Source organism: Paracoccus aerius (assembly GCF_014656455.1).
Lineage (GTDB): Bacteria > Pseudomonadota > Alphaproteobacteria > Rhodobacterales > Rhodobacteraceae > Paracoccus > Paracoccus aerius.
The window spans coordinates 338,493-355,987 of record NZ_BNCL01000003.1; the positions used below are offsets into that span (position 1 = coordinate 338,493).

At 66.3% G+C, this 17,495-nt stretch carries 18 protein-coding genes; 12 read left to right on the forward strand and 6 right to left on the reverse strand.

The window, feature by feature from the left end; genetic code table 11:
- Positions 1–3: 3 nt before the first annotated feature.
- From pdhA to IE224_RS05875, 5 genes are all read right to left on the reverse strand, one after another.
- Positions 4–1,053 carry a pyruvate dehydrogenase (acetyl-transferring) E1 component subunit alpha gene (gene pdhA / locus IE224_RS05855; protein ID WP_191308697.1) on the reverse strand — a complete coding sequence of 350 codons (1,050 nt, stop codon included), beginning with the start codon at positions 1,051–1,053 and terminating at the stop codon, positions 4–6.
- A gap of 98 nt (positions 1,054–1,151) precedes the next feature.
- On the reverse strand, positions 1,152–1,445 hold the full coding sequence (locus tag IE224_RS05860) for a septum formation initiator family protein (RefSeq protein ID WP_167621384.1): 294 nt from the start codon (positions 1,443–1,445) through the stop codon (positions 1,152–1,154).
- A 65-nt stretch (positions 1,446–1,510) separates the two neighbouring features.
- Complete coding sequence (locus IE224_RS05865; RefSeq protein WP_191308699.1) at positions 1,511–2,290, reverse strand: 23S rRNA (adenine(2030)-N(6))-methyltransferase RlmJ; 780 nt, start codon at positions 2,288–2,290, stop codon at positions 1,511–1,513.
- Positions 2,291–2,329: 39 nt separating this feature from the next.
- Positions 2,330–2,548, reverse strand: coding sequence for a hypervirulence associated TUDOR domain-containing protein (locus IE224_RS05870; RefSeq protein ID WP_167621386.1), 219 nt, complete (start codon positions 2,546–2,548; stop codon positions 2,330–2,332).
- 712 nt (positions 2,549–3,260) lie between these two features.
- Complete coding sequence (locus IE224_RS05875; RefSeq protein WP_229849254.1) at positions 3,261–3,482, reverse strand: DUF1127 domain-containing protein; 222 nt, start codon at positions 3,480–3,482, stop codon at positions 3,261–3,263.
- 327 nt (positions 3,483–3,809) lie between these two features.
- Here IE224_RS05875 and IE224_RS05880 point away from each other — a divergent pair, with 327 nt between their 5' ends.
- The 9 genes from IE224_RS05880 (at position 3,810) to murD (ending at position 14,628) form a co-directional block, all read left to right on the forward strand.
- Entirely contained in the window at positions 3,810–4,913 is a 1,104-nt protein-coding gene (locus IE224_RS05880) for an Mrp/NBP35 family ATP-binding protein (RefSeq protein WP_191308700.1), read from the forward strand.
- 614 nt (positions 4,914–5,527) lie between these two features.
- The gene (locus IE224_RS05885; protein WP_191308702.1) at positions 5,528–6,040 is read left to right on the forward strand and encodes a division/cell wall cluster transcriptional repressor MraZ; all 513 of its coding nucleotides are present in this window, start codon (positions 5,528–5,530) and stop codon (positions 6,038–6,040) included.
- Between the two features lie 3 nt (positions 6,041–6,043).
- Positions 6,044–7,009 carry a 16S rRNA (cytosine(1402)-N(4))-methyltransferase RsmH gene (gene rsmH, locus IE224_RS05890; protein ID WP_191308704.1) on the forward strand — a complete coding sequence of 322 codons (966 nt, stop codon included), beginning with the start codon at positions 6,044–6,046 and terminating at the stop codon, positions 7,007–7,009.
- Positions 7,009–7,353 (forward strand): cell division protein FtsL, encoded by a 345-nt coding sequence (gene ftsL, locus IE224_RS05895; RefSeq protein WP_167621390.1) that lies wholly within the window; start codon positions 7,009–7,011, stop codon positions 7,351–7,353. Before rsmH ends, ftsL begins: the two co-directional genes overlap by 1 nt.
- Before the next feature lie 5 nt (positions 7,354–7,358).
- The gene (locus tag IE224_RS05900; RefSeq protein ID WP_167621391.1) at positions 7,359–9,188 is read left to right on the forward strand and encodes a peptidoglycan D,D-transpeptidase FtsI family protein; all 1,830 of its coding nucleotides are present in this window, start codon (positions 7,359–7,361) and stop codon (positions 9,186–9,188) included.
- On the forward strand, positions 9,185–10,684 hold the full coding sequence (locus IE224_RS05905; RefSeq protein ID WP_191308706.1) for a UDP-N-acetylmuramoyl-L-alanyl-D-glutamate--2,6-diaminopimelate ligase: 1,500 nt from the start codon (positions 9,185–9,187) through the stop codon (positions 10,682–10,684). The genes IE224_RS05900 and IE224_RS05905 overlap by 4 nt, the downstream gene beginning before the upstream one ends.
- Positions 10,681–12,063 carry a UDP-N-acetylmuramoyl-tripeptide--D-alanyl-D-alanine ligase gene (locus IE224_RS05910; protein WP_191308707.1) on the forward strand — a complete coding sequence of 461 codons (1,383 nt, stop codon included), beginning with the start codon at positions 10,681–10,683 and terminating at the stop codon, positions 12,061–12,063. The genes IE224_RS05905 and IE224_RS05910 overlap by 4 nt, the downstream gene beginning before the upstream one ends.
- A 3-nt stretch (positions 12,064–12,066) precedes the next feature.
- Positions 12,067–13,149, forward strand: a complete 1,083-nt coding sequence (mraY, locus tag IE224_RS05915) for a phospho-N-acetylmuramoyl-pentapeptide-transferase (protein WP_167621394.1) — start codon at positions 12,067–12,069, stop codon at positions 13,147–13,149.
- Positions 13,150–13,224: 75 nt separating this feature from the next.
- Entirely contained in the window at positions 13,225–14,628 is a 1,404-nt protein-coding gene (gene murD, locus IE224_RS05920; protein WP_191308709.1) for a UDP-N-acetylmuramoyl-L-alanine--D-glutamate ligase, read from the forward strand.
- A gap of 83 nt (positions 14,629–14,711) precedes the next feature.
- On the opposite strand, the gene IE224_RS05925 is transcribed toward murD, so the two are convergent.
- Positions 14,712–15,497: an enoyl-CoA hydratase gene (locus IE224_RS05925; protein ID WP_191308710.1), complete on the reverse strand. Its 786-nt coding sequence runs from the start codon at positions 15,495–15,497 to the stop codon at positions 14,712–14,714.
- 57 nt (positions 15,498–15,554) lie between these two features.
- On the opposite strand from IE224_RS05925, the gene IE224_RS05930 reads away from it, so the two are divergent.
- The 3 genes from IE224_RS05930 to rpsI all read left to right on the forward strand — a co-directional run bounded on the left by IE224_RS05930 (position 15,555) and on the right by rpsI (position 17,099).
- A complete protein-coding gene (locus IE224_RS05930) occupies positions 15,555–15,980 on the forward strand; it encodes a PaaI family thioesterase (RefSeq protein WP_167621397.1) in 426 nt (141 codons plus the stop codon).
- A gap of 148 nt (positions 15,981–16,128) precedes the next feature.
- The gene (rplM, locus tag IE224_RS05935) at positions 16,129–16,593 is read left to right on the forward strand and encodes a 50S ribosomal protein L13 (protein WP_191308712.1); all 465 of its coding nucleotides are present in this window, start codon (positions 16,129–16,131) and stop codon (positions 16,591–16,593) included.
- A gap of 2 nt (positions 16,594–16,595) precedes the next feature.
- Positions 16,596–17,099 carry a 30S ribosomal protein S9 gene (rpsI, locus tag IE224_RS05940; protein ID WP_167621399.1) on the forward strand — a complete coding sequence of 168 codons (504 nt, stop codon included), beginning with the start codon at positions 16,596–16,598 and terminating at the stop codon, positions 17,097–17,099.
- Positions 17,100–17,495 lie beyond the last annotated feature (396 nt).

The following is a 17,495-nucleotide window of genomic DNA, read 5'->3' on the forward strand; positions in this document are numbered from 1 at the left end:
CCCTCAGGCGTGTTCTTCGGCGCTGCCCTGGGGCAGGTCTTCGGCATAGATGTCGGTCCACAGCTCCTCGAGCGCCGGCTCGGGGCTTTCCTTCGCAAACTCGGCCGAATCGTTCACGATGTCCTTGATGTCCTTGTCGATGGCCTTCAGGTCATCCTCGGACGCGTGCCTGCCCTGCAGCAGCAGCTCGCGCACGTGTTCGATCGCGTCGCGTTCGTCGCGCATCTTCTGCACTTCCTCGCGCGTGCGGTATTTCGCCGGGTCGGACATGGAATGGCCGCGATAGCGGTAGGTCATGACTTCCAGGATATAGGGGCCCTTGCCCGCGCGGCAGTGTGCCACGGCCTTTTCGCCCGCGGCCTTGACCGCCAGCACGTCCATGCCGTCCACCTGTTCGCCCGGGATGCCGAAAGCCTCGCCCCGCCCGAACAGCGTGGTCGAACGCGTGGACCGCTTCATCGAGGTGCCCATCGCATACTGGTTGTTCTCGATCACGAAGATGACCGGCAGGTCCCACAGCACGGCCATGTTGTAGGTCTCGTAGACCTGGCCCTGGTTGGCGGCGCCGTCGCCGAAATAGGCGAAGGTCACGTTGTCATTGCCCAGGTACTTGTCGGCAAAGGCCAGGCCCGCGCCCAGCGGCACCTGCGCCGCAACGATGCCGTGCCCGCCATAGAAATGCTTCTCGCGGCTGAACATGTGCATCGAGCCGCCCTTGCCCTTGGAGTAGCCCCCCTCGCGCCCGGTCAATTCGGCCATCACGCCCCGCGCGGACATTCCGCAGGCCAGCATGTGGCCGTGGTCGCGATAGGAGGTGATGCGCTTGTCGCCTTCCTTGGTGGCCGCTTCCAGGCCCACCACGACCGCTTCCTGGCCGATATACAGGTGGCAGAAGCCGCCGATCAGGCCCATGCCGTAAAGCTGGCCGGCCTTTTCCTCGAAACGGCGGATCAGCAGCATGTCGCGGTAATATTGCAGCAACTCGTCACGAGAGACGTTGGACGGCGCGCCGGTGGCCGCTGTCTCGGTTGCGGGGGCAGGCTTCCTGGCCATGCGGGGGGTCCTCCTCAAAGCGCGGTCAGAATAGTTCAGCGTTAAACTATCCGTAGCGCATCGCCGGGAAGGGTGCAATCCGCGAACAGGACCGGGCGTCAGCGCAGGATAACCTCGTCGGCGCGGATCAGCCCAAGGATCTCTCGCGCGCGTTCGTCCAGCAGGTCCAGGTCCAGATATTCGTCCGACATCCGGCGCGTCAGGTTCTGCATCTCTTGTACCTCGGCCTTCAGCTTGTCGCGTTCGGCGGCCAGTTCGGCCGTCTCGGCCTCGATCTGGATACGGCGCAGGATGCCGGATGGTCCCTGCACGGCGGCAAAGGCGAAGTACAGTCCCAAGGCCACGGCCAGGGCCAGAAGAACGGTGGCGCTGATGGAAAGACGCTGCGACATGACGGGGCCGTTTCGGTTGATCGGGGGGATGATGGCACAGGGCCGGCGGCAGGGGAATCCCCGGATCAGGCGTTCTTGCGGAACAGGGCTTCCAGCCGCGCGGCTTCCTCGGCCAGACTGAAGGGAGCGTTGAGGATCCACATGCCGGATCCCACCATCGAATGGCCGGGACGGGCGGGGGCGAAGGCAACCTCGGACCGCAGGGCGCCGGGATGGGCTTGGGTCAGCGCATCCAGCATCGGCGCGTGGCGGTTGTCGGTCAGGATCGGATACCACAGCGCGATCACGCCCACGTTCCACTTGCGCGCGATGAGGCCGATCTGGCGCGGAATGGCCGCGTAATCGGCCTTCACCTCGTAGCTTGGGTCGATCAGGATCATGCCGCGACGGGGCGTGGGCGGGCAGACCGCCTGCGCCATCTGGAAACCGTCCTGCCGGTGCAGCGAGGCAAAGCCCGCCACGGCCGACAGCGCATCATGTTCCGCCGGGTGCAGTTCGGCCAGATGCGCGGCATCGCCCCGGCGCAGGAAATGGGCGGCGATCAGCGGCGATCCGGGGTAGGCCTGTGGGCCATAGCTGCGGCGAACCTGCGCCAGCGCCGCCACGAGCGGGTGATCGGGGGCCAGCCAGCCCTGGGCCTCGGCCCGCAGGATGCCGGCGCGGGCCTCGCCTGTCTTGGCGGCCTCGGCGCTGTCCAGGGAATACAGCCCGCGCCCCGCATGGGTTTCCAGATAGGACAGCGGCTTGTCCTTGCGGGTCAGGTACTCCAGGGCCGTGGCCAGCAGCGCGTGCTTGTGCAGGTCGGCCAGGTTCCCGGCATGATAGGCATGTTGATAGCTGAGCATGAATCGCCCTTAGCCCGTGGGGCGGGGCGGGGAAAGGCCTCAGGTGGCCTTGCGCAGTTCAGAATGGCTTTTCAGCACCCGGTCGCCATCGTCCTGTTCGATCAGGTAGGCCGGGTTTTCCCCATCGGCGTTCCGCTTGATCTTGCTGCCCTTGATGGTGCGTTCAACGGGCTCGGTGAAGGATTCGGCGACCTTGCCGCTGGCCGTGCCCTTGCCCCAGTCCCATTCCACCTTCGCGCCGACGCGATGCTTGGTCATGGCAGTCCCCTTGTGGCGATGTGACCGCAACGCGGGCCATCGGGCAGGGTTCCTGGGGCTGAAACGAAAAGCGGCGGCGCCAGGGAGGAGGAGGGCGCCGCCGCGTAACGCTGGCCCAGGGAGGAGGGAGGGGCCGCGCATGGGGTGCGGCAAGGCCGGGGAGGAGGAGAGGCCGTTGCCGCCAACGAACGGACCCAGGGAGGAGGAAAGGTCCGTCGCATCAGGGTGCCGCAGATGGGGCGGCTATATGGGGGCGGCGGCGCCAGGGAGGAGGAGGGCGCCGCCGCGTAACGCTGGCCCAGGGAGGAGGGAGGGGCCGCGCATGGGGTGCGGCAAGGCCGGGGAGGAGGAGAGGCCGTTGCCGCCAACGAGCGGACCCAGGGAGGAGGAAAGGTCCGTCGCATCAGGGTGCCGCAGATGGGGCGGCTATATGGGGTGCGGTTCAGCCAGGGAGGAGGAAGGCTTTACCGCAGACGGCACACCCTATGGGAGGAGGAGGGGCGGGCCGTGTTCATGTGCCGCGATACGGGGCGGCTATGTTCTTTTGCGGCGGCTCCTGGAGGGAGGAGAGCGGAGCCGCCGCCTGACGCATGAACCCCAGGGAGGAGGAAGGGTTCCTGCGCTGTCTTTGGGCGGCATCCTCGATTGGGAGGAGGAGTGAGGATGCCGCCATGTCCTGTCCCGGGCAGGAGGAGGGACAGGAATGCTGTTCTTACTTCGCGCCCCAGGCCGCTTCGTGGGCCAGGCGACCGATCATCGCGCGGTTGATGCCCAGATCCGCCAGATCGCGGTTGGTCAGCGCATTCAGTTCGCGCACGGTTTGCCGGTACACGGCGCGGCGGGCGCGGTTTTCCTGCATGTGCTGGATCGCGGCCATCAAACGGCCGGCGATGCCCGAGGCAGCGGCGTTATGGGTATGAGCGATTGCAGCCATGGTATCTTCCTTTCAGCGTCTGCACCTTGCCCGGATGGCTTGGTGCCTTTCGATGAACCCAAGATGGCGCTAATGCTGCATGTGCACAATGGATCGTTTCGGATTGCTGCCATGCAGCATCCGCATGACTGGTTAATCAGTCGTTGATTTGCCCGTTGGGAAATATGTCGAAAATGTGACTGAGGATGGGCGTTAGCGATCACGCCGCGCTGCAAAAAGATGCGGAATCCGGGCCCGGACGATCATCTTGCCGCGCTTTGCGGCAGGTGGTTGATGCGGATGGCCCGGTGAACCATGTTTGGGCACAGATGCAATACAGGTCCTGACATGTCCGTGAACCGCGAAACTGCCCTTAGGGAAATCTCTGATATCGTTCTGCCGGACGGCCGGACGCTGGAAAAAGCCGATCTGGTGCGGGCTTTTTCGGTCGATGGCGACACCGTCAGATTCGTGCTCGAGGTCGCGGATGCGGGGGTGGCCCGCGCACTGGCCCCCGTCGAGGCCGAGGCCAAGCGCAGGCTGTCCGCGATGCCGGGCGTGGAAAAGGTCCAGATCGTGATGACCGCACCTGCCGGCAAGCCGCAGGCCCAGCCCCACGGCCACCCGGTCCGCAGTTCCGGCGCCGCCCCATCCTTGCAGATCGGGCGGCACCCCACGGCACAGGCCGGGCCGCAGCCGATCCCGGGCGTCAAGAGCATCATCGCCATCGGCTCGGGCAAGGGCGGGGTGGGCAAGTCCACGGTGACATCGAATCTGGCGGTGGCTCTTGCGCGGGCGGGCCGGCGGGTGGGGCTGCTGGACGCCGACATCTATGGTCCCTCGCAGCCGCGCATGATGGGCGTGTCGGGCCGCCCGGCCAGCCCGGACGGCCAGCATATCGAGCCGCTGCACGCCCATGGCGTCACCGTGATGTCCATCGGCCTGATGCTGAAGGAAGGCGAGGCCGTGGTCTGGCGCGGTCCAATGCTGATGGGCGCGATGCAGCAGATGCTGCAGCAGGTGAACTGGGGCGAACTGGACGTGCTGCTGATCGACCTGCCGCCCGGCACCGGTGACGTGCAGCTGAGCCTGTGCCAGAAGGCAGCCGTGGACGGCGCGATCATCGTGTCGACCCCTCAGGATGTCGCGCTGCTGGACGCGCGCCGCGCCATCGACATGTTCAACAAGCTGAAAGCTCCGGTCTTGGGCCTGGTCGAGAACATGTCGACCTATGTCTGCCCGAATTGCGGCCACGAGGCCCATCTGTTCGGCCATGGCGGCGTCGCGGCCGAGGCGCGGGATCTGGGCCTGCCCTTCTTGGGAGAGTTGCCGCTGGAACTGGAAACTCGCCTTGCAGGTGATTCGGGTCGACCGGTTGCCTTGGGAAGTGGTGTGACGGCCGATGCCTATGCGCGGCTGGCACAGCGCCTTGTCGACCAGGGACTGGCGTGATTCTGCAAAGCGGGCGGGAAAGCACGGGAATGACCGGCATCCCGCCCCTTCCATGCCGCCGCAGGCGGATCACGCTGTCGTGAGCATCCGTGAGGCGCCGTTCCCGCCTTTGCGCTTTTTTGTGGATAACTGGCAACAGGTTTGCCGCTGTCCATGCTCATGCCCGACCGGGTTAAGCGCAGACAACAAAAGTTAATCGACGAAATATTGGGAAGAATCTAGGCTTGCGGCCCAAGGGATTGGGTTTCAAGCCGATTCGTGGCGGAGATGCCACAAGCTGCGACAATCCGCCGTTCGCGTTTTGGCTTCCTCACCGGACGCAGAATTCCATTGCTTCCCATGAATTCCCATGTCACAACCGGATCACGAAGACGGGCAGTAAAGGGGCGTCCAAGACCCCAAAGGCGAAGCAGGCTTTCATACAGGCGTCCGTTTTCCAACAAAGCCGTCCGCAGGCGCGAGCAGCACCTCCCCCAGGTGGCGCATGACAAGGACGGACCCCGAAAAGGGGAAAGACCGTGGGAACGAGGGCGGCGGATCGGGCAGTGGCAGCAGCCCGGTCCGCCCTTTCTCTTTCAGGCGGGCAAAGGGGTGGACAGTGAGGCAGGGCCAAGGTGGCGCGGAAATTCAGAGGCACTGAATCCGTCAAGGTCGATGGCAAGGGTCGGATGTCCGTCCCCGCCCGGCTGCGCCGCGTGTTCGATGCCGGCGATCCCGCCTTTGCCACAGCCAATACCGGACGCACGCAGCTGGTGGCCGTCTATGGTCCCGACTGGTGGAACTGGATCGAGCTTTACACCATCGAGGCCATCGAAGAGATCGACGAGCAGATCGACAAGCTGACGCGCGGCTCTCCGCAGCGCCGCTGGCTGGAAATGCTGATGAACGGCCAGTCCACCGATCTTGAGATCGACAAGGAAGGCCGCTTGGTCCTGCCGCAGAAGCTGCGAGAGAAGCTGGGCTTGTCCGAGGGCGCCGAGACGGTCTTCGAATCGCGCGGCGACTATATCCAGGTTTACCATCCCGATTCCCGTCCCAAGGACGTCACCGCGCTGGAAGACTTCACGGCGCAGCATGGGCCGGACTTCGACCCGCGGTCCTTCCTCGACCAGGTTGACGAGGGCTGAGGCATGGCAGACCCGCATATCCCCGTTCTTCTGAACCCGCTGCTGCGGGCCGTAGGACCCGTGACCGGCACCTGGCTGGACGGCACCTTCGGCGCGGGCGGCTATGCCCGCGGGCTTCTGGCGGCGGGGGCAGACCGGGTGATCGGCGTGGACCGCGATCCGCTGGTCTTCGACATGGCCGCAGGCTGGGCGGGCGAATACGGCAACCGGCTGCGGCTGGTCGAGGGCACCTTCTCGGACCTCGATTCGCTGGCCCGAGAACCGCTGGACGGCGTGGTGCTGGATTTGGGCGTCAGCTCGATGCAACTGGATCTGGCGGAACGCGGCTTTTCCTTCCTGCGCGACGGCCCGTTGGACATGCGGATGGAGCAGGCGGGACCGTCTGCCGCCGACCTGCTGAACAGCGCCGATGAACCGGTGATCGCGGACGTGCTGTATCATTACGGCGAGGAACGCGCCGCCCGCCGGATCGCGCGGGCCATCGTCGCGGCCCGCCCGCTGACCCGCACGGCCCAATTGGCCGAAGTCGTGGCGTCTTGCCTGCCGCGCCCCAAGCCGGGCCAGATCCATCCCGCCACCCGCAGTTTCCAGGCGATCCGCATCTGGGTAAACGACGAATTCCGCCAATTGGTGGACGGGCTGTCCGCCGCCGAACGCGCGCTGAAGCCGGGCGGCAAGCTGGCCGTGGTCAGCTTCCATTCGCTGGAAGACCGGATCGTCAAGCGGTTCATGCAGGCCCGGTCGAACAGCGCGGGCGGGGGCAGCCGCTATGCCCCCGTGCAGGAAACCGCGCCCGCGGCCTTCACCATGCCCTTCCGCCGCGCCATCGGCCCCGACCCCGACGAGGAAGCCTCGAACCCGCGCGCGCGGTCCGCGCTGCTGCGCGTCGCGGTCCGCACCGATGCACCCGCAGGCGCGGTCGATGCCGACGCGCTTGCCATGCCCCGCCTTCCGAAAGGGGGCTGGTGATGCGTCCGCTGACCTATCTGGCCTGCACGCTTTTGGTCATGGCCCTGGCCTTCTGGGCTTACCGCGAGAACTATCGCACCCAGGCCTCGCTAGGCGAGATGAAGCAGATCCAGCGCGAGATCGCGGGCCTGCGAGAGGATCTGGGCGTGCTGCGGGCCGAATGGGCCTATCTGAACCGGCCCGAAAGGCTGCGCGAACTGGTGGACCTGAACTTCGACCGCCTGCAACTGATCCCGCGCGAGGCGGGGCAGGTGATGGGCCTGGGCCATATCGACTATCCCAAGCCGCCCGCGCCACCCCCCGTTGAACCCGAGCCCGGCGCCGACGCCGCCCCCGTGGAGTGACCGTCATGATCCGCATCCCCCTGCGCCCCCTGGCCAAGATCCTCCGCGCCCGCGAAAAGGGCCAGAACCCCGACGAGATCGAGGCCGAGGCCCGGCGCCTGCGCCACGAGGCGATCCAGGACAAGGCCCGCCGCAGGGCGGAAGGGCGGCTGGCCTTGATGGCAAGCTGCTTCGTGCTGGCTTTCGGCGTGGTGGGGGTCCGCATGGGCACGCTGGCCTCGACCGACCCGATCGAGCCGCAAAGCGCGGTGATGTCGGCGCAGATCGTGTCGCAGCGCGCGGACATCACCGACAGGCACGGGCGGGTGTTGGCGACGAACCTGCTGACCCATTCGCTTTACGCCCATCCCCACCAGATGGTCGATCCTGTGGGCGCGGCGAACGAACTGGCCCGCATCTTCCCGGATCTGGACGCGGCGAAGCTGACGCAGGACTTTACCGGCAGCCGCAAGTTCATGTGGATCAAGCGCAAGATGTCGCCCGAACAGATGCAGGCGGTCCATGACATCGGTGAACCCGGCCTGCTGTTCGGCCCGCGAGAGATGCGTGTTTATCCCAACGGCCACATCGCCAGCCACATCCTGGGCGGGTCGGGCTTTGGCAACGAAGGCGTCCACAGTGCCGAGGTGCTGGGCGTCGCGGGCGTGGAAAAGGCCTTCGATGGCTGGCTGCGCGATCCCGCGAACGAAGGCGCGCCGCTGCAACTGTCGATCGACCTGTCGGTGCAGTCGGCGATGGAGCAGGTGCTGGCATCCGGCATGGAGGTGATGAGCGCGAAAGGCGCCACCGGCATCCTGATGGAGATCCAGTCGGGCGAGATCCTGGCGATGGCCAGCCTGCCCGACTTCGATCCGAACGACCGCCCGCGCCCGCTGCTGAAGGGCGATCCGTCCGACAGCCCGCTGTTCAACCGCGCGGTGCAGGGGCAATACGAACTGGGCTCGACCTTCAAGATCTTCCCCGTCGCGCAGGCGCTTGACCTGCAGATCGTCAACCCCAACAGCGGCATCAACACGACGACGCCGATGCGGATCGGGAAATACCGGATCAGCGACTTTTCGAACTACGGGCCGCAGTTGTCGGTCACGGACGTGATCGTGAAGTCCTCGAACGTGGGGACGGTGCGGATCGCGCAGATGCTGGGCGTGGACCGGCAAAAGGACTTCCTGCAGAAGCTGGGCTTCTTCGATCCCCTGCCCATCGAAATGGTCGAGGCGCCGACCGGCAAGCCGCTGGTCCCCAGCCGCTGGCCCGCCGTCACCGCCGCCACCGTGTCATTCGGCCACGGCCTTGCCGCAAGCCCCCTGCATCTGGCCGCCGCCTATGCGACCATCGCCAATGGCGGCAAGAAGGTGACCCCCACCCTGATCCACGGCCGCACCCGCCCCGAAGGCGAGCAGATCCTGTCCGAACGCGCCGCCGCCCGCGCGGTCGAGATGCTGCGCCAGGTCGTGACGCGCGGCACGGCCAAGCAGGCCGAGGTCGAGGGTTACGAGGTCGCGGGCAAGACCGGCACCGCCGACAAGCCGCGCCCCTCGGGCGGCTATTACGACAACAAGGTCGTGGCGAACTTCGCCTCGGTCTTTCCGGCAAGCGCGCCGAAATACGTGCTGATCGTGGCGCTGGACGAACCCTCGGTCACCGGGCCGGGCGGCGAGACGCGCACGGCGGGCACCACCGCCGCACCGGTGGCAGGCGCGATGATCCGCCGCCTTGCGCCGCTGGTCGGGCTGGAACCTGCCACCGACGAAAACCTGCCGGTCTTCGAGCCGCGCTTCGCCCCCCGTGTTGAATCGCAACCCGGCGATGAGCTAAAGGTCGTCGCAAATCAATGACGGGTAGGACTGTGGGGCAAGGCACGAAGACGCTGTCGCAGCTTGGGCTGCGGGCAAGGGACGGGCGCGACCCGGCCATCACCGGATTGTCGCTGGACAGCCGCATGGTCAGGCCGGGCAACCTGTTCGCCGCCCTGCCGGGATCGGCGCTGCATGGCGCCGAGTTCATCCCCTATGCCCTGCGGATGGAGGCATGCGCCATCCTGACTGACCGCACGGGCGCTGAAATGGCCGCCGGGGTGTTGTCGGGCTGGGACGGTGCGATCATCGTTGCCGAGGATCCGCGCGCCGCCCTGGCCGGTGCCGCCGCCCTGTGGTTCGAAGCGCAGCCCGACCATGTGGTGGCCGTCACCGGCACTTCGGGCAAGACCAGCGTCGCAAGCTTCACCCGCCAGATCTGGCAGCACGGGGGCCACAAGGCGATCAGCCTGGGCACGATGGGTGTGCAGGGCGATTACCAGGCCAAGCTGGCCCATACGACGCCCGACCCCCTGACCCTGCACCGCATCCTGGCCGAGGCCGCCGAGGCGGGCGTGACCCATGCCGCGATGGAGGCGTCCAGCCACGGCCTGGATCAGCGCCGCCTGGACGGCGTGCGGGTCGAGGCCGGGGCCTTCACGAACTTCAGCCAGGACCACCTGGATTACCACGCGGGCTTTGACGAATACTTCGCGGCCAAGGCGCTGCTGTTCAACCACATCCTGGAAGACGGCGCGGCGGCGGTCATCAACATCGACGGCGAACGCGGGCGGCAGATGCTGGACATCGCCACCGATCGCGGGCTGGCGGTCACGACCGTCGGAACGAACGAAAACGCCATGCTGCGGATCCTGGGCCAGCGGTATGACGCGACGGGCCAGGATCTGCGGTTTTCGCTGATGGGCCAGCCGCATCTGGTCCGCCTGCCGCTGATCGGCGGCTTCCAGGCCGAAAACGTGCTGGCGGCGGTGGGGCTGGCGCTGGCGGCTGGCGATTCCGCTGAATCCGTCCTGCGCGCGCTGCCCGAACTTCAGACCGTGCGCGGGCGGATGCAGCTTGTCGCGCAACGCGACAACGGCGCCACGGTCTTTGTCGATTATGCGCACAAGCCGGGCGCCGTGGTGGCCGCGCTGCAATCGCTGCGCCCCCATGTCATGGGCCGCATCGTCTGCGTGATCGGCGCAGGCGGCGACCGCGACCGGGGCAAGCGCCCCCTGATGGGCGAAGCCGCGCGCCAATTCGCCGATGTGGTCATCGTCACCGACGACAACCCCCGGACCGAGGATCCGGCCGCGATCCGCGCTGCAGTGATGGAGGGCGCGGGCCCCGACGCCACCGAGGTCGGCGACCGGGCCGAGGCGATCCTGCGCGGGGTCGATGCGCTGCTGCCGGGCGACGCGCTCTTGATCTGCGGCAAAGGCCACGAAACCGGCCAGATCATCGGCAACGACGTTTACCCCTTCGACGATGCCGAACAGGCATCCGTCGCGGTTGCAGCACTGGACGGCAAGATATGAGCCTTTGGACAGCCGAGGAAGCCGCCGCCGCGACAGGCGGCCGGGCGCAGGGCGATTGGGTGGCGACAGGTGTTTCCATCGACACCCGCACGATCCGGCCGGGCGATCTGTTCGTGGCGCTGACCGATGCGCGCGACGGCCATGACTTCGTGGCGCAGGCCCTGGACAAGGGCGCAGCCGCGGCCCTCGTCAGCCGCATCCCCGATGGCGTGGCGGCGAATGCGCCGCTGCTGATCGTGCCGGACGTGCTGGCGGCGCTGGAAGGGCTGGGCCGCGCCGGGCGCAGGCGCATGACCGGCAAGGTCGTGGCCATCACCGGCTCGGTCGGCAAGACCTCGACCAAGGACATGGCGCGGGTGGCGCTGACCGGGCAGGGGCGCATCCACGCGGCCGAGGCCAGCTATAACAACCACTGGGGCGTGCCGCTGACCCTGGCCCGCATGCCGCGCCATACCGATTTCGCCATCATCGAGATCGGCATGAACCATCCGGGCGAGATCGCGCCCCTGTCGCGGCTTGCCCGGCCGCATGTCGCGATGATCACCACGGTCGCCGCTGCCCATCTGGAAGCCTTTGGTGCCATCGAGGGGATCGCGCGCGAGAAGGGCTCGATCTTCGAAGGCCTGGAACCCATCGGTCATGCCATCCTGCCCGAGGATCTGCCGGTCACGCAAATCCTGCGCGACTGTGCGGATGCGGCGGGCGCCCTGGTGATGCGCTTTGGTCGAGACGGGCAGGCCAAGCTGGTGCAGGCCCGAACCGAAGACGGCGCCTTGAAGTGCCGCGCCCGGATCGGTGGCGAGACGCTGGATTTCACCCTGCAGACCACCGGCAGCCATTTCGCGCTGAATGCGGTGGGCGTGCTGGCAGCACTTGGGGCCGCGGGCGCCGACCTCAAGGAAGCCGCCAGGCGCCTGGGCGACTGGCTGCCGCCCAAGGGCCGCGGCGCGGTCGAGGATCTGGCGGGCCTGCGCCTGATCGACGACGCCTATAACGCCAACCCGACCTCTCTGTCCGCGGGGCTTGCCACGCTGGCCGGGTTGCAGGGCGGGCGCCGGGTCGCGATCCTGGGCGACATGCTGGAACTGGGCGAGGATGAAATCGCCCTGCATCGCGGCATGGCCGAGGACCCGGCAATGGCCCAGGTCGATCTGGTCCACAGCGCCGGCCCCCGGATGCGTCATCTTCACGACGCGCTGCCGTCCGGCAAGCGCGGCATCTGGGCGGAAACGGCGGCGGAACTGGCCGGGCGCCTGGCCGATCTGGTCGCGCCCGGCGACATCGTGCTGGTCAAGGGCTCCAAGTCCTCGAAAATCTCGACCGTTGTTGACGCCCTGCGGAAATCAGCGGAAGCGCCCGCACCTGAAACGAAAGAATAACCGATGCTCTATTGGCTGAGCGGCCTTTCCGAAGGGGGCGACCTCTTCAACCTGTTCCGTTACATCACCTTCCGGGCGGGTGCGGCCTTCTTCACGGCGCTGATCTTCGGTTTCATCTTCGGGCGCCCGCTGATCAACTATCTGCGCCGGGTGCAGAAGAAGGGCCAGCCGATCCGCGACGACGGCCCGGAAGGCCATTTCGTCAAGGCAGGCACGCCCACGATGGGCGGCATCCTGATCCTGTCGGCGCTGTTCTTCTCGACGCTGCTCTGGGCGCGACTGGACAACGGCTATGTCTGGATCGTGCTGCTGGTCACGGCAGGCTATGCCGCCATCGGATTCGCCGACGATTACGCCAAGGTCAGCAAGCAGAACACCAAGGGGGTGTCCGGCAAGGTGCGGATGGGCCTGGGACTGGCGCTTGCCCTTGTCGCCGCGGCCTGGGCGATGTGGCTGCACCCTGCGGATCTGACCGGGCAACTGGCGCTGCCGGTCTTCAAGGACGCGCTGATCAACCTGTCGCTGGCCTTTGTCCCCTTCGGGATGCTGGTGATCGTGGGATCGGCCAACGCGGTGAACCTGACGGACGGGCTGGACGGGCTGGCGATCATGCCCGTGATGATCGCCGCAGGCACGCTGGGCGTCATTGCCTATACCGTGGGCCGGGTGGACTTTACCGAATACCTGGGCGTCCACCATGTTCCCGGCACGGGCGAGATCCTGATCTTCGTGTCCGCCCTGATCGGCGGCGGCCTGGGCTTCCTGTGGTACAACGCCCCCCCGGCGGCGGTCTTCATGGGCGACACCGGCTCGCTGGCCCTGGGCGGCGCGCTTGGTGCCATTGCCGTCGTCACCAAGCACGAGATCGTCCTGGCAATCGTCGGCGGGCTCTTCGTGGTCGAGGCGCTGTCGGTCATCATCCAGGTCGCCTATTTCAAGCGCACCGGCCGCCGCGTCTTCCTGATGGCCCCGATCCACCACCATTTCGAAAAAAAGGGCTGGGGCGAGGCGCAGATCGTCATCCGCTTCTGGATCATCGCTTTGATCCTGGCGCTGATCGGGCTTGCGACGCTGAAGCTGCGCTGATCTTCATCTTGGCTTAAATTTCCTCGGGGGCTCCGGGGGCAGACAGCCCCCGGCCTTATTCGAAAGGTCGTGCTGATGATTCCGGTTCAAGGTGTCGAAGGACAAACCATCGCCGTTCTGGGCCTCGGCCGTTCCGGCAAGGCCACGGCTGCGGCCTTGGCCGCAGGCGGCGCGACGGTCATCGCTTGGGACGACGGCAATGACACGCGAGATGCCGCCGCAGCCGATGGTCTGACCATCACCGACCTGACGCGCGACGACGCCTGGACGGGCGTGGCCGCGCTGATCACCAGCCCCGGCATCCCGCATCTGTATCCCAAGCCGCATCCCGTGATCGCCAAGGCCTATGCCCTGGGCGTGCCCGTCGACAACGATATCGGCCTGTTCTTCCGCAGCTACGCCACCGCCGATTGGGAAGGCTTCGACCGCGCCCCCCGCGTGATTGCGGTGACCGGGTCGAACGGCAAATCGACCACCACCGCGCTGATCCACCACATCCTGACCGAGGCAGGCCGGCCCACGCAAATGGGCGGCAATATCGGCACCGGCGTGCTGTCCCTGGAACCCGCCATCGACGGAGAGGTCGTGGTGCTGGAACTGTCCAGCTACCAGACCGAACTCGCGCGCGCGCTGACGCCCGACGTCGCGGTCTTCACCAACCTTTCGCCCGACCACCTTGACCGCCACGGTGGGCCCGGCGGCTATTTCGCGGCCAAGCGGCGGTTGTTTTCCGAAGGCGGTCCCGACCGCGCGGTGATCGGCATCGACGAGATCGAGGGGCTGTATCTGGCGAACCAATTGTCGATGGGACCGGCTGACGACCGGGTGATCCGCGTATCCTCGGGGCAGAAGCTGGACGGGACGGCCTGGTCGGTCTTCGCGCGCAAGGGATTCCTGTCCGAATACCGCAAGGGGCGGCAGGCGGCTTCCATTGATCTGCGAGAGGTTCGGGGCCTTCCCGGCGCGCATAACCACCAGAATGCCTGCGCGGCCTATGCCGCCTGCCGCGCCGTCGGCCTTGCCCCGCGCGAGATCGAGGCGGCCTTCCACAGCTTCGCGGGCCTGCCGCATCGCAGCCAGACCGTGGCCGAGATCGGCGGCGTCCGCTTTGTGAACGATTCGAAGGCCACCAATGTCGATGCGGCGGCCAAGGCCTTGCAGGCCTTCGACCGGATCCGCTGGATCGCCGGCGGCCTTGGCAAGGAAGGCGGCATCGGCGCGCTTGCCCCCCATCTGGACCGCGTGACGAAGGCCTATCTGATCGGCCATTCCGCCCGCGACTTTGCCTTGGAAATCGGCCAGACCCCCTACGAGATCGCCGAGACGATAGAGGCCGCCGTTGCCCGCGCCGCAGCCGAGGCCCAGCCGGGCGAAACCGTCCTGCTTGCCCCCGCTGCCGCCAGTTTCGACCAGTACCCGAACTTCGAGAAGCGTGGCGAGCATTTCACTGATCTGGTCAAGGCGCTGGCGTCGCGCTGAAGGTGGCGGGGCAGGGGCGCTCGTGCCCCTTCGGCCGCAAGCGGCCTTCACCCCCGAGGATATTCTGGCACGGAAGATGGGCGTCAGGACCAGCTTGGCCGACGCTTTTCCAGGAATGCTGCCATGCCTTCTGCCGTATCGGGCAGCAGGATGTTCTGGCACATCGTCGTGCCAGCCGTCGCATAAGCCTCGGCCAAGCCCAAGCGCAACTGGTCGTGGAAGGTGCGCTTGCCCAGGCGGATTGCCTGCGGAAGCTTGGCCGCTATGGCCGCGGCCATCTGCATGGCGGCTTCGGTCAGCACTTCGGGCGCGACAACGCGATTGACCAGGCCAAGCTGGTGCGCGCGGGCAGCGTCGATGAACTCGCCCGTCACCAGCATCTCGAATGCGGCCTTGGGCGGGATGGCGCGGGTCAGCGCCACCATCGGTGTCGAGCAGAACAGGCCGATATTGACGCCGTTCACCCCGAAGCGCGCACCCTCGGCCGCGACGGCCATGTCGCAGGAAGCGACGAGCTGGCAACCGGCGGCAGTGGCGATGCCCTGAACCTCGGCGATGACAGGCTGGGGCAGGGCGGGAATCATCTGCATCATCCGGGCGCAGCTGTTGAACAGATCCGCGAAGGCTGCACCGCCGCCGTCCCCACCGTCGCGCGCCGCCTGCATCTGGCGCAGGTCATGGCCCGCGCAGAAGGCCTTGCCGCTGGCCGCCAATATGACCACCCGCACCCCGTCGTCCCTGGCGATGCTGTCCAGTTGGGCGGTCAGCGCCTCGATCATCTCGACCGACAGGGCGTTATAATTGGTGGGGCTGTTCAGCACCAGGCGGGCGATGTGGTCCTTGTCCTGCCGCAGGATCAGGTCTGGCATCTTGATCTCCCTCGCTTCTTGGCGAAAGCCTATGCCGCGACGGGCAAGGGGGAAAGCATGGATATCGTGATGGACGGGCAGGCGCTGAATGCCTTTCTGGCGGCAGAGTTCCCGCAGGTCGCGGACGACTACAGGATCGAGACCGTCGGACCCCAAGGCCTGGTCGCGCGCCTGCGGGTGGGCAACCAGCACCTGCGCCCGGGCGGCACGGTCAGCGGCCCGTCGATCTTTGCCCTTGCCGACATCGGTATCTATTGCGCGATCCTGTCGCGGATCGGTCCGGTGGCCTTGGCGGTGACAACGAATGCATCGGTCGATTTCATGCGCAAGCCTGCCGCTGGGCGTGACCTGCTGGCCGAATGCCGGATCCTGAAGCTGGGCCGCAGCCTTGCCGTCGCAGAAGCCCTCGTCTTTTCCGATGGCACCGAGGATCCTGCGGCCCGCTGTTCCATGACTTACTCGATTCCGCCAAAAAGAGCCTAAAACAGCATCCTGCGTTGTGGTATCTTGATACCTAAATCGCAAGCCATTGTTTGCAATACGAATAACGACCAACTGCACGCTTGACGGAAGGGGCGTGATGGCAGATACACCGCCATCTCGGATTTTGACGACCCTGAAGGGACGAAAGATGAAAACCTATACCGCGAAACCGGCGGAGATCGAGAAGAAGTGGATCCTGATCGACGCCGAGGGCGTCGTTCTGGGCCGCCTCGCCACGATCGTCGCCAATCGCCTGCGCGGCAAGCACAAGCCGACCTTCACCCCCCACATGGACATGGGTGACAATGTCATCATCATCAACGCCGACAAGGTGCAGATGACCGGCAACAAGCGCGACGACAAGAAATACTACTGGCACACCGGCCACCCGGGCGGCATCAAGCACCGCACCGCCCGTCAGGTGCTGGAAGGCGCCCATCCCGAACGCGTGGTGATCAAGGCCGTCGAGCGCATGATCAGCCGCAACAAGCTGGGCAAGCAGCAGATGACCCATCTGCGCGTTTATGCCGGTACGGAACACCCGCACGAGGCGCAGCAGCCCGAAGTTCTGGACGTCAAGGTCCTGAACGCCAAGAACACCCGGAGCGCGTGATTATGGCCGAAGACATCAAAAGCCTCGACGATCTGAAATCCGTCGTGTCGGGCACTGCCGCCGTGGCGGAAGCCCCCGTCCGTCGCGAAGCGCAGCGCGACCAGCTGGGTCGTTCCTATGCGACCGGCAAGCGCAAGGACGCGGTTGCCCGCGTCTGGGTCAAGCCCGGCTCGGGCAAGTTCCTGATCCGCAACAACAAGGGCGAATACGTCGACTACACGCTGTATTTCGCCCGCCCGGTCTTGCAGATGATCCTGCGCCAGCCGTTCGACGTTGCTGGTGTTGCGGGCCAGTACGACGTCATGGCGACCGTCAGCGGCGGTGGCTTGTCGGGCCAGGCCGGTGCAGTCAAGCACGGCATCAGCCAGGCGCTGCAACTGCACGAACCTGCGCTGCGCGCCGCGCTGAAGGCCGCGGGCTTCCTGACCCGCGATGCGCGTGTCGTGGAACGGAAGAAATACGGCAAGGCCAAGGCTCGCCGCAGCTTCCAGTTCTCGAAGCGCTGATACGGGCGACCTGCAACTCCAGAAGGCGCGACCTGCAAGGGTCGCGCCTTTTTCGTTTGCCATGCCACCAATCCTTCATGATCGCGTTACAGACGCAGAGGATGCTGCCCGGATGTTAGGCAACATCCCACGTTTTGGCGCTGGAACAGCAATGGAAGGATGTCCGGCCGGGGAATCGCTCTAACATAGCGACAGGGATTCGCCTTGAAACGGGGCGGGGGGCACCGGCCGCCGTGCAAATGGGCCAGGGGCCACGTGGAAATATTGTGTCTACTCAAGCCGTTGCGAGAAATCTTCTTGCAAGGCCAAAATTCCCTCTTGCTCTCTGTCTTTGTCCTCCGTAAATACCGCTTCACCGAAGGCGGGAACGCTGGCGGGACGGAACGGAAGCGGGAT

Bases quoted from the DNA above. Each gene is read 5' to 3' on its own strand.
- ftsL (WP_167621390.1), top strand. From the start codon at position 7,009: ATGCGTCCGCTGACCTATCTGGCCTGCACGCTTTTGGTCATGGCCCTG.
- IE224_RS05870 (WP_167621386.1), bottom strand. From the start codon at position 2,548: ATGACCAAGCATCGCGTCGGCGCGAAGGTGGAATGGGACTGGGGCAAG.
- rplM (WP_191308712.1), top strand. From the start codon at position 16,129: ATGAAAACCTATACCGCGAAACCGGCGGAGATCGAGAAGAAGTGGATC.
- rsmH (WP_191308704.1), top strand. From the start codon at position 6,044: ATGGCAGACCCGCATATCCCCGTTCTTCTGAACCCGCTGCTGCGGGCC.
- murD (WP_191308709.1), top strand. From the start codon at position 13,225: ATGATTCCGGTTCAAGGTGTCGAAGGACAAACCATCGCCGTTCTGGGC.
- IE224_RS05865 (WP_191308699.1), bottom strand. From the start codon at position 2,290: ATGCTCAGCTATCAACATGCCTATCATGCCGGGAACCTGGCCGACCTG.
- IE224_RS05910 (WP_191308707.1), top strand. From the start codon at position 10,681: ATGAGCCTTTGGACAGCCGAGGAAGCCGCCGCCGCGACAGGCGGCCGG.
- pdhA (WP_191308697.1), bottom strand. From the start codon at position 1,053: ATGGCCAGGAAGCCTGCCCCCGCAACCGAGACAGCGGCCACCGGCGCG.
- IE224_RS05860 (WP_167621384.1), bottom strand. From the start codon at position 1,445: ATGTCGCAGCGTCTTTCCATCAGCGCCACCGTTCTTCTGGCCCTGGCC.
- IE224_RS05930 (WP_167621397.1), top strand. From the start codon at position 15,555: ATGGATATCGTGATGGACGGGCAGGCGCTGAATGCCTTTCTGGCGGCA.
- IE224_RS05905 (WP_191308706.1), top strand. From the start codon at position 9,185: ATGACGGGTAGGACTGTGGGGCAAGGCACGAAGACGCTGTCGCAGCTT.
- IE224_RS05900 (WP_167621391.1), top strand. From the start codon at position 7,359: ATGATCCGCATCCCCCTGCGCCCCCTGGCCAAGATCCTCCGCGCCCGC.
- IE224_RS05880 (WP_191308700.1), top strand. From the start codon at position 3,810: ATGTCCGTGAACCGCGAAACTGCCCTTAGGGAAATCTCTGATATCGTT.
- rpsI (WP_167621399.1), top strand. From the start codon at position 16,596: ATGGCCGAAGACATCAAAAGCCTCGACGATCTGAAATCCGTCGTGTCG.
- IE224_RS05925 (WP_191308710.1), bottom strand. From the start codon at position 15,497: ATGCCAGACCTGATCCTGCGGCAGGACAAGGACCACATCGCCCGCCTG.
- IE224_RS05875 (WP_229849254.1), bottom strand. From the start codon at position 3,482: ATGGCTGCAATCGCTCATACCCATAACGCCGCTGCCTCGGGCATCGCC.
- mraY (WP_167621394.1), top strand. From the start codon at position 12,067: ATGCTCTATTGGCTGAGCGGCCTTTCCGAAGGGGGCGACCTCTTCAAC.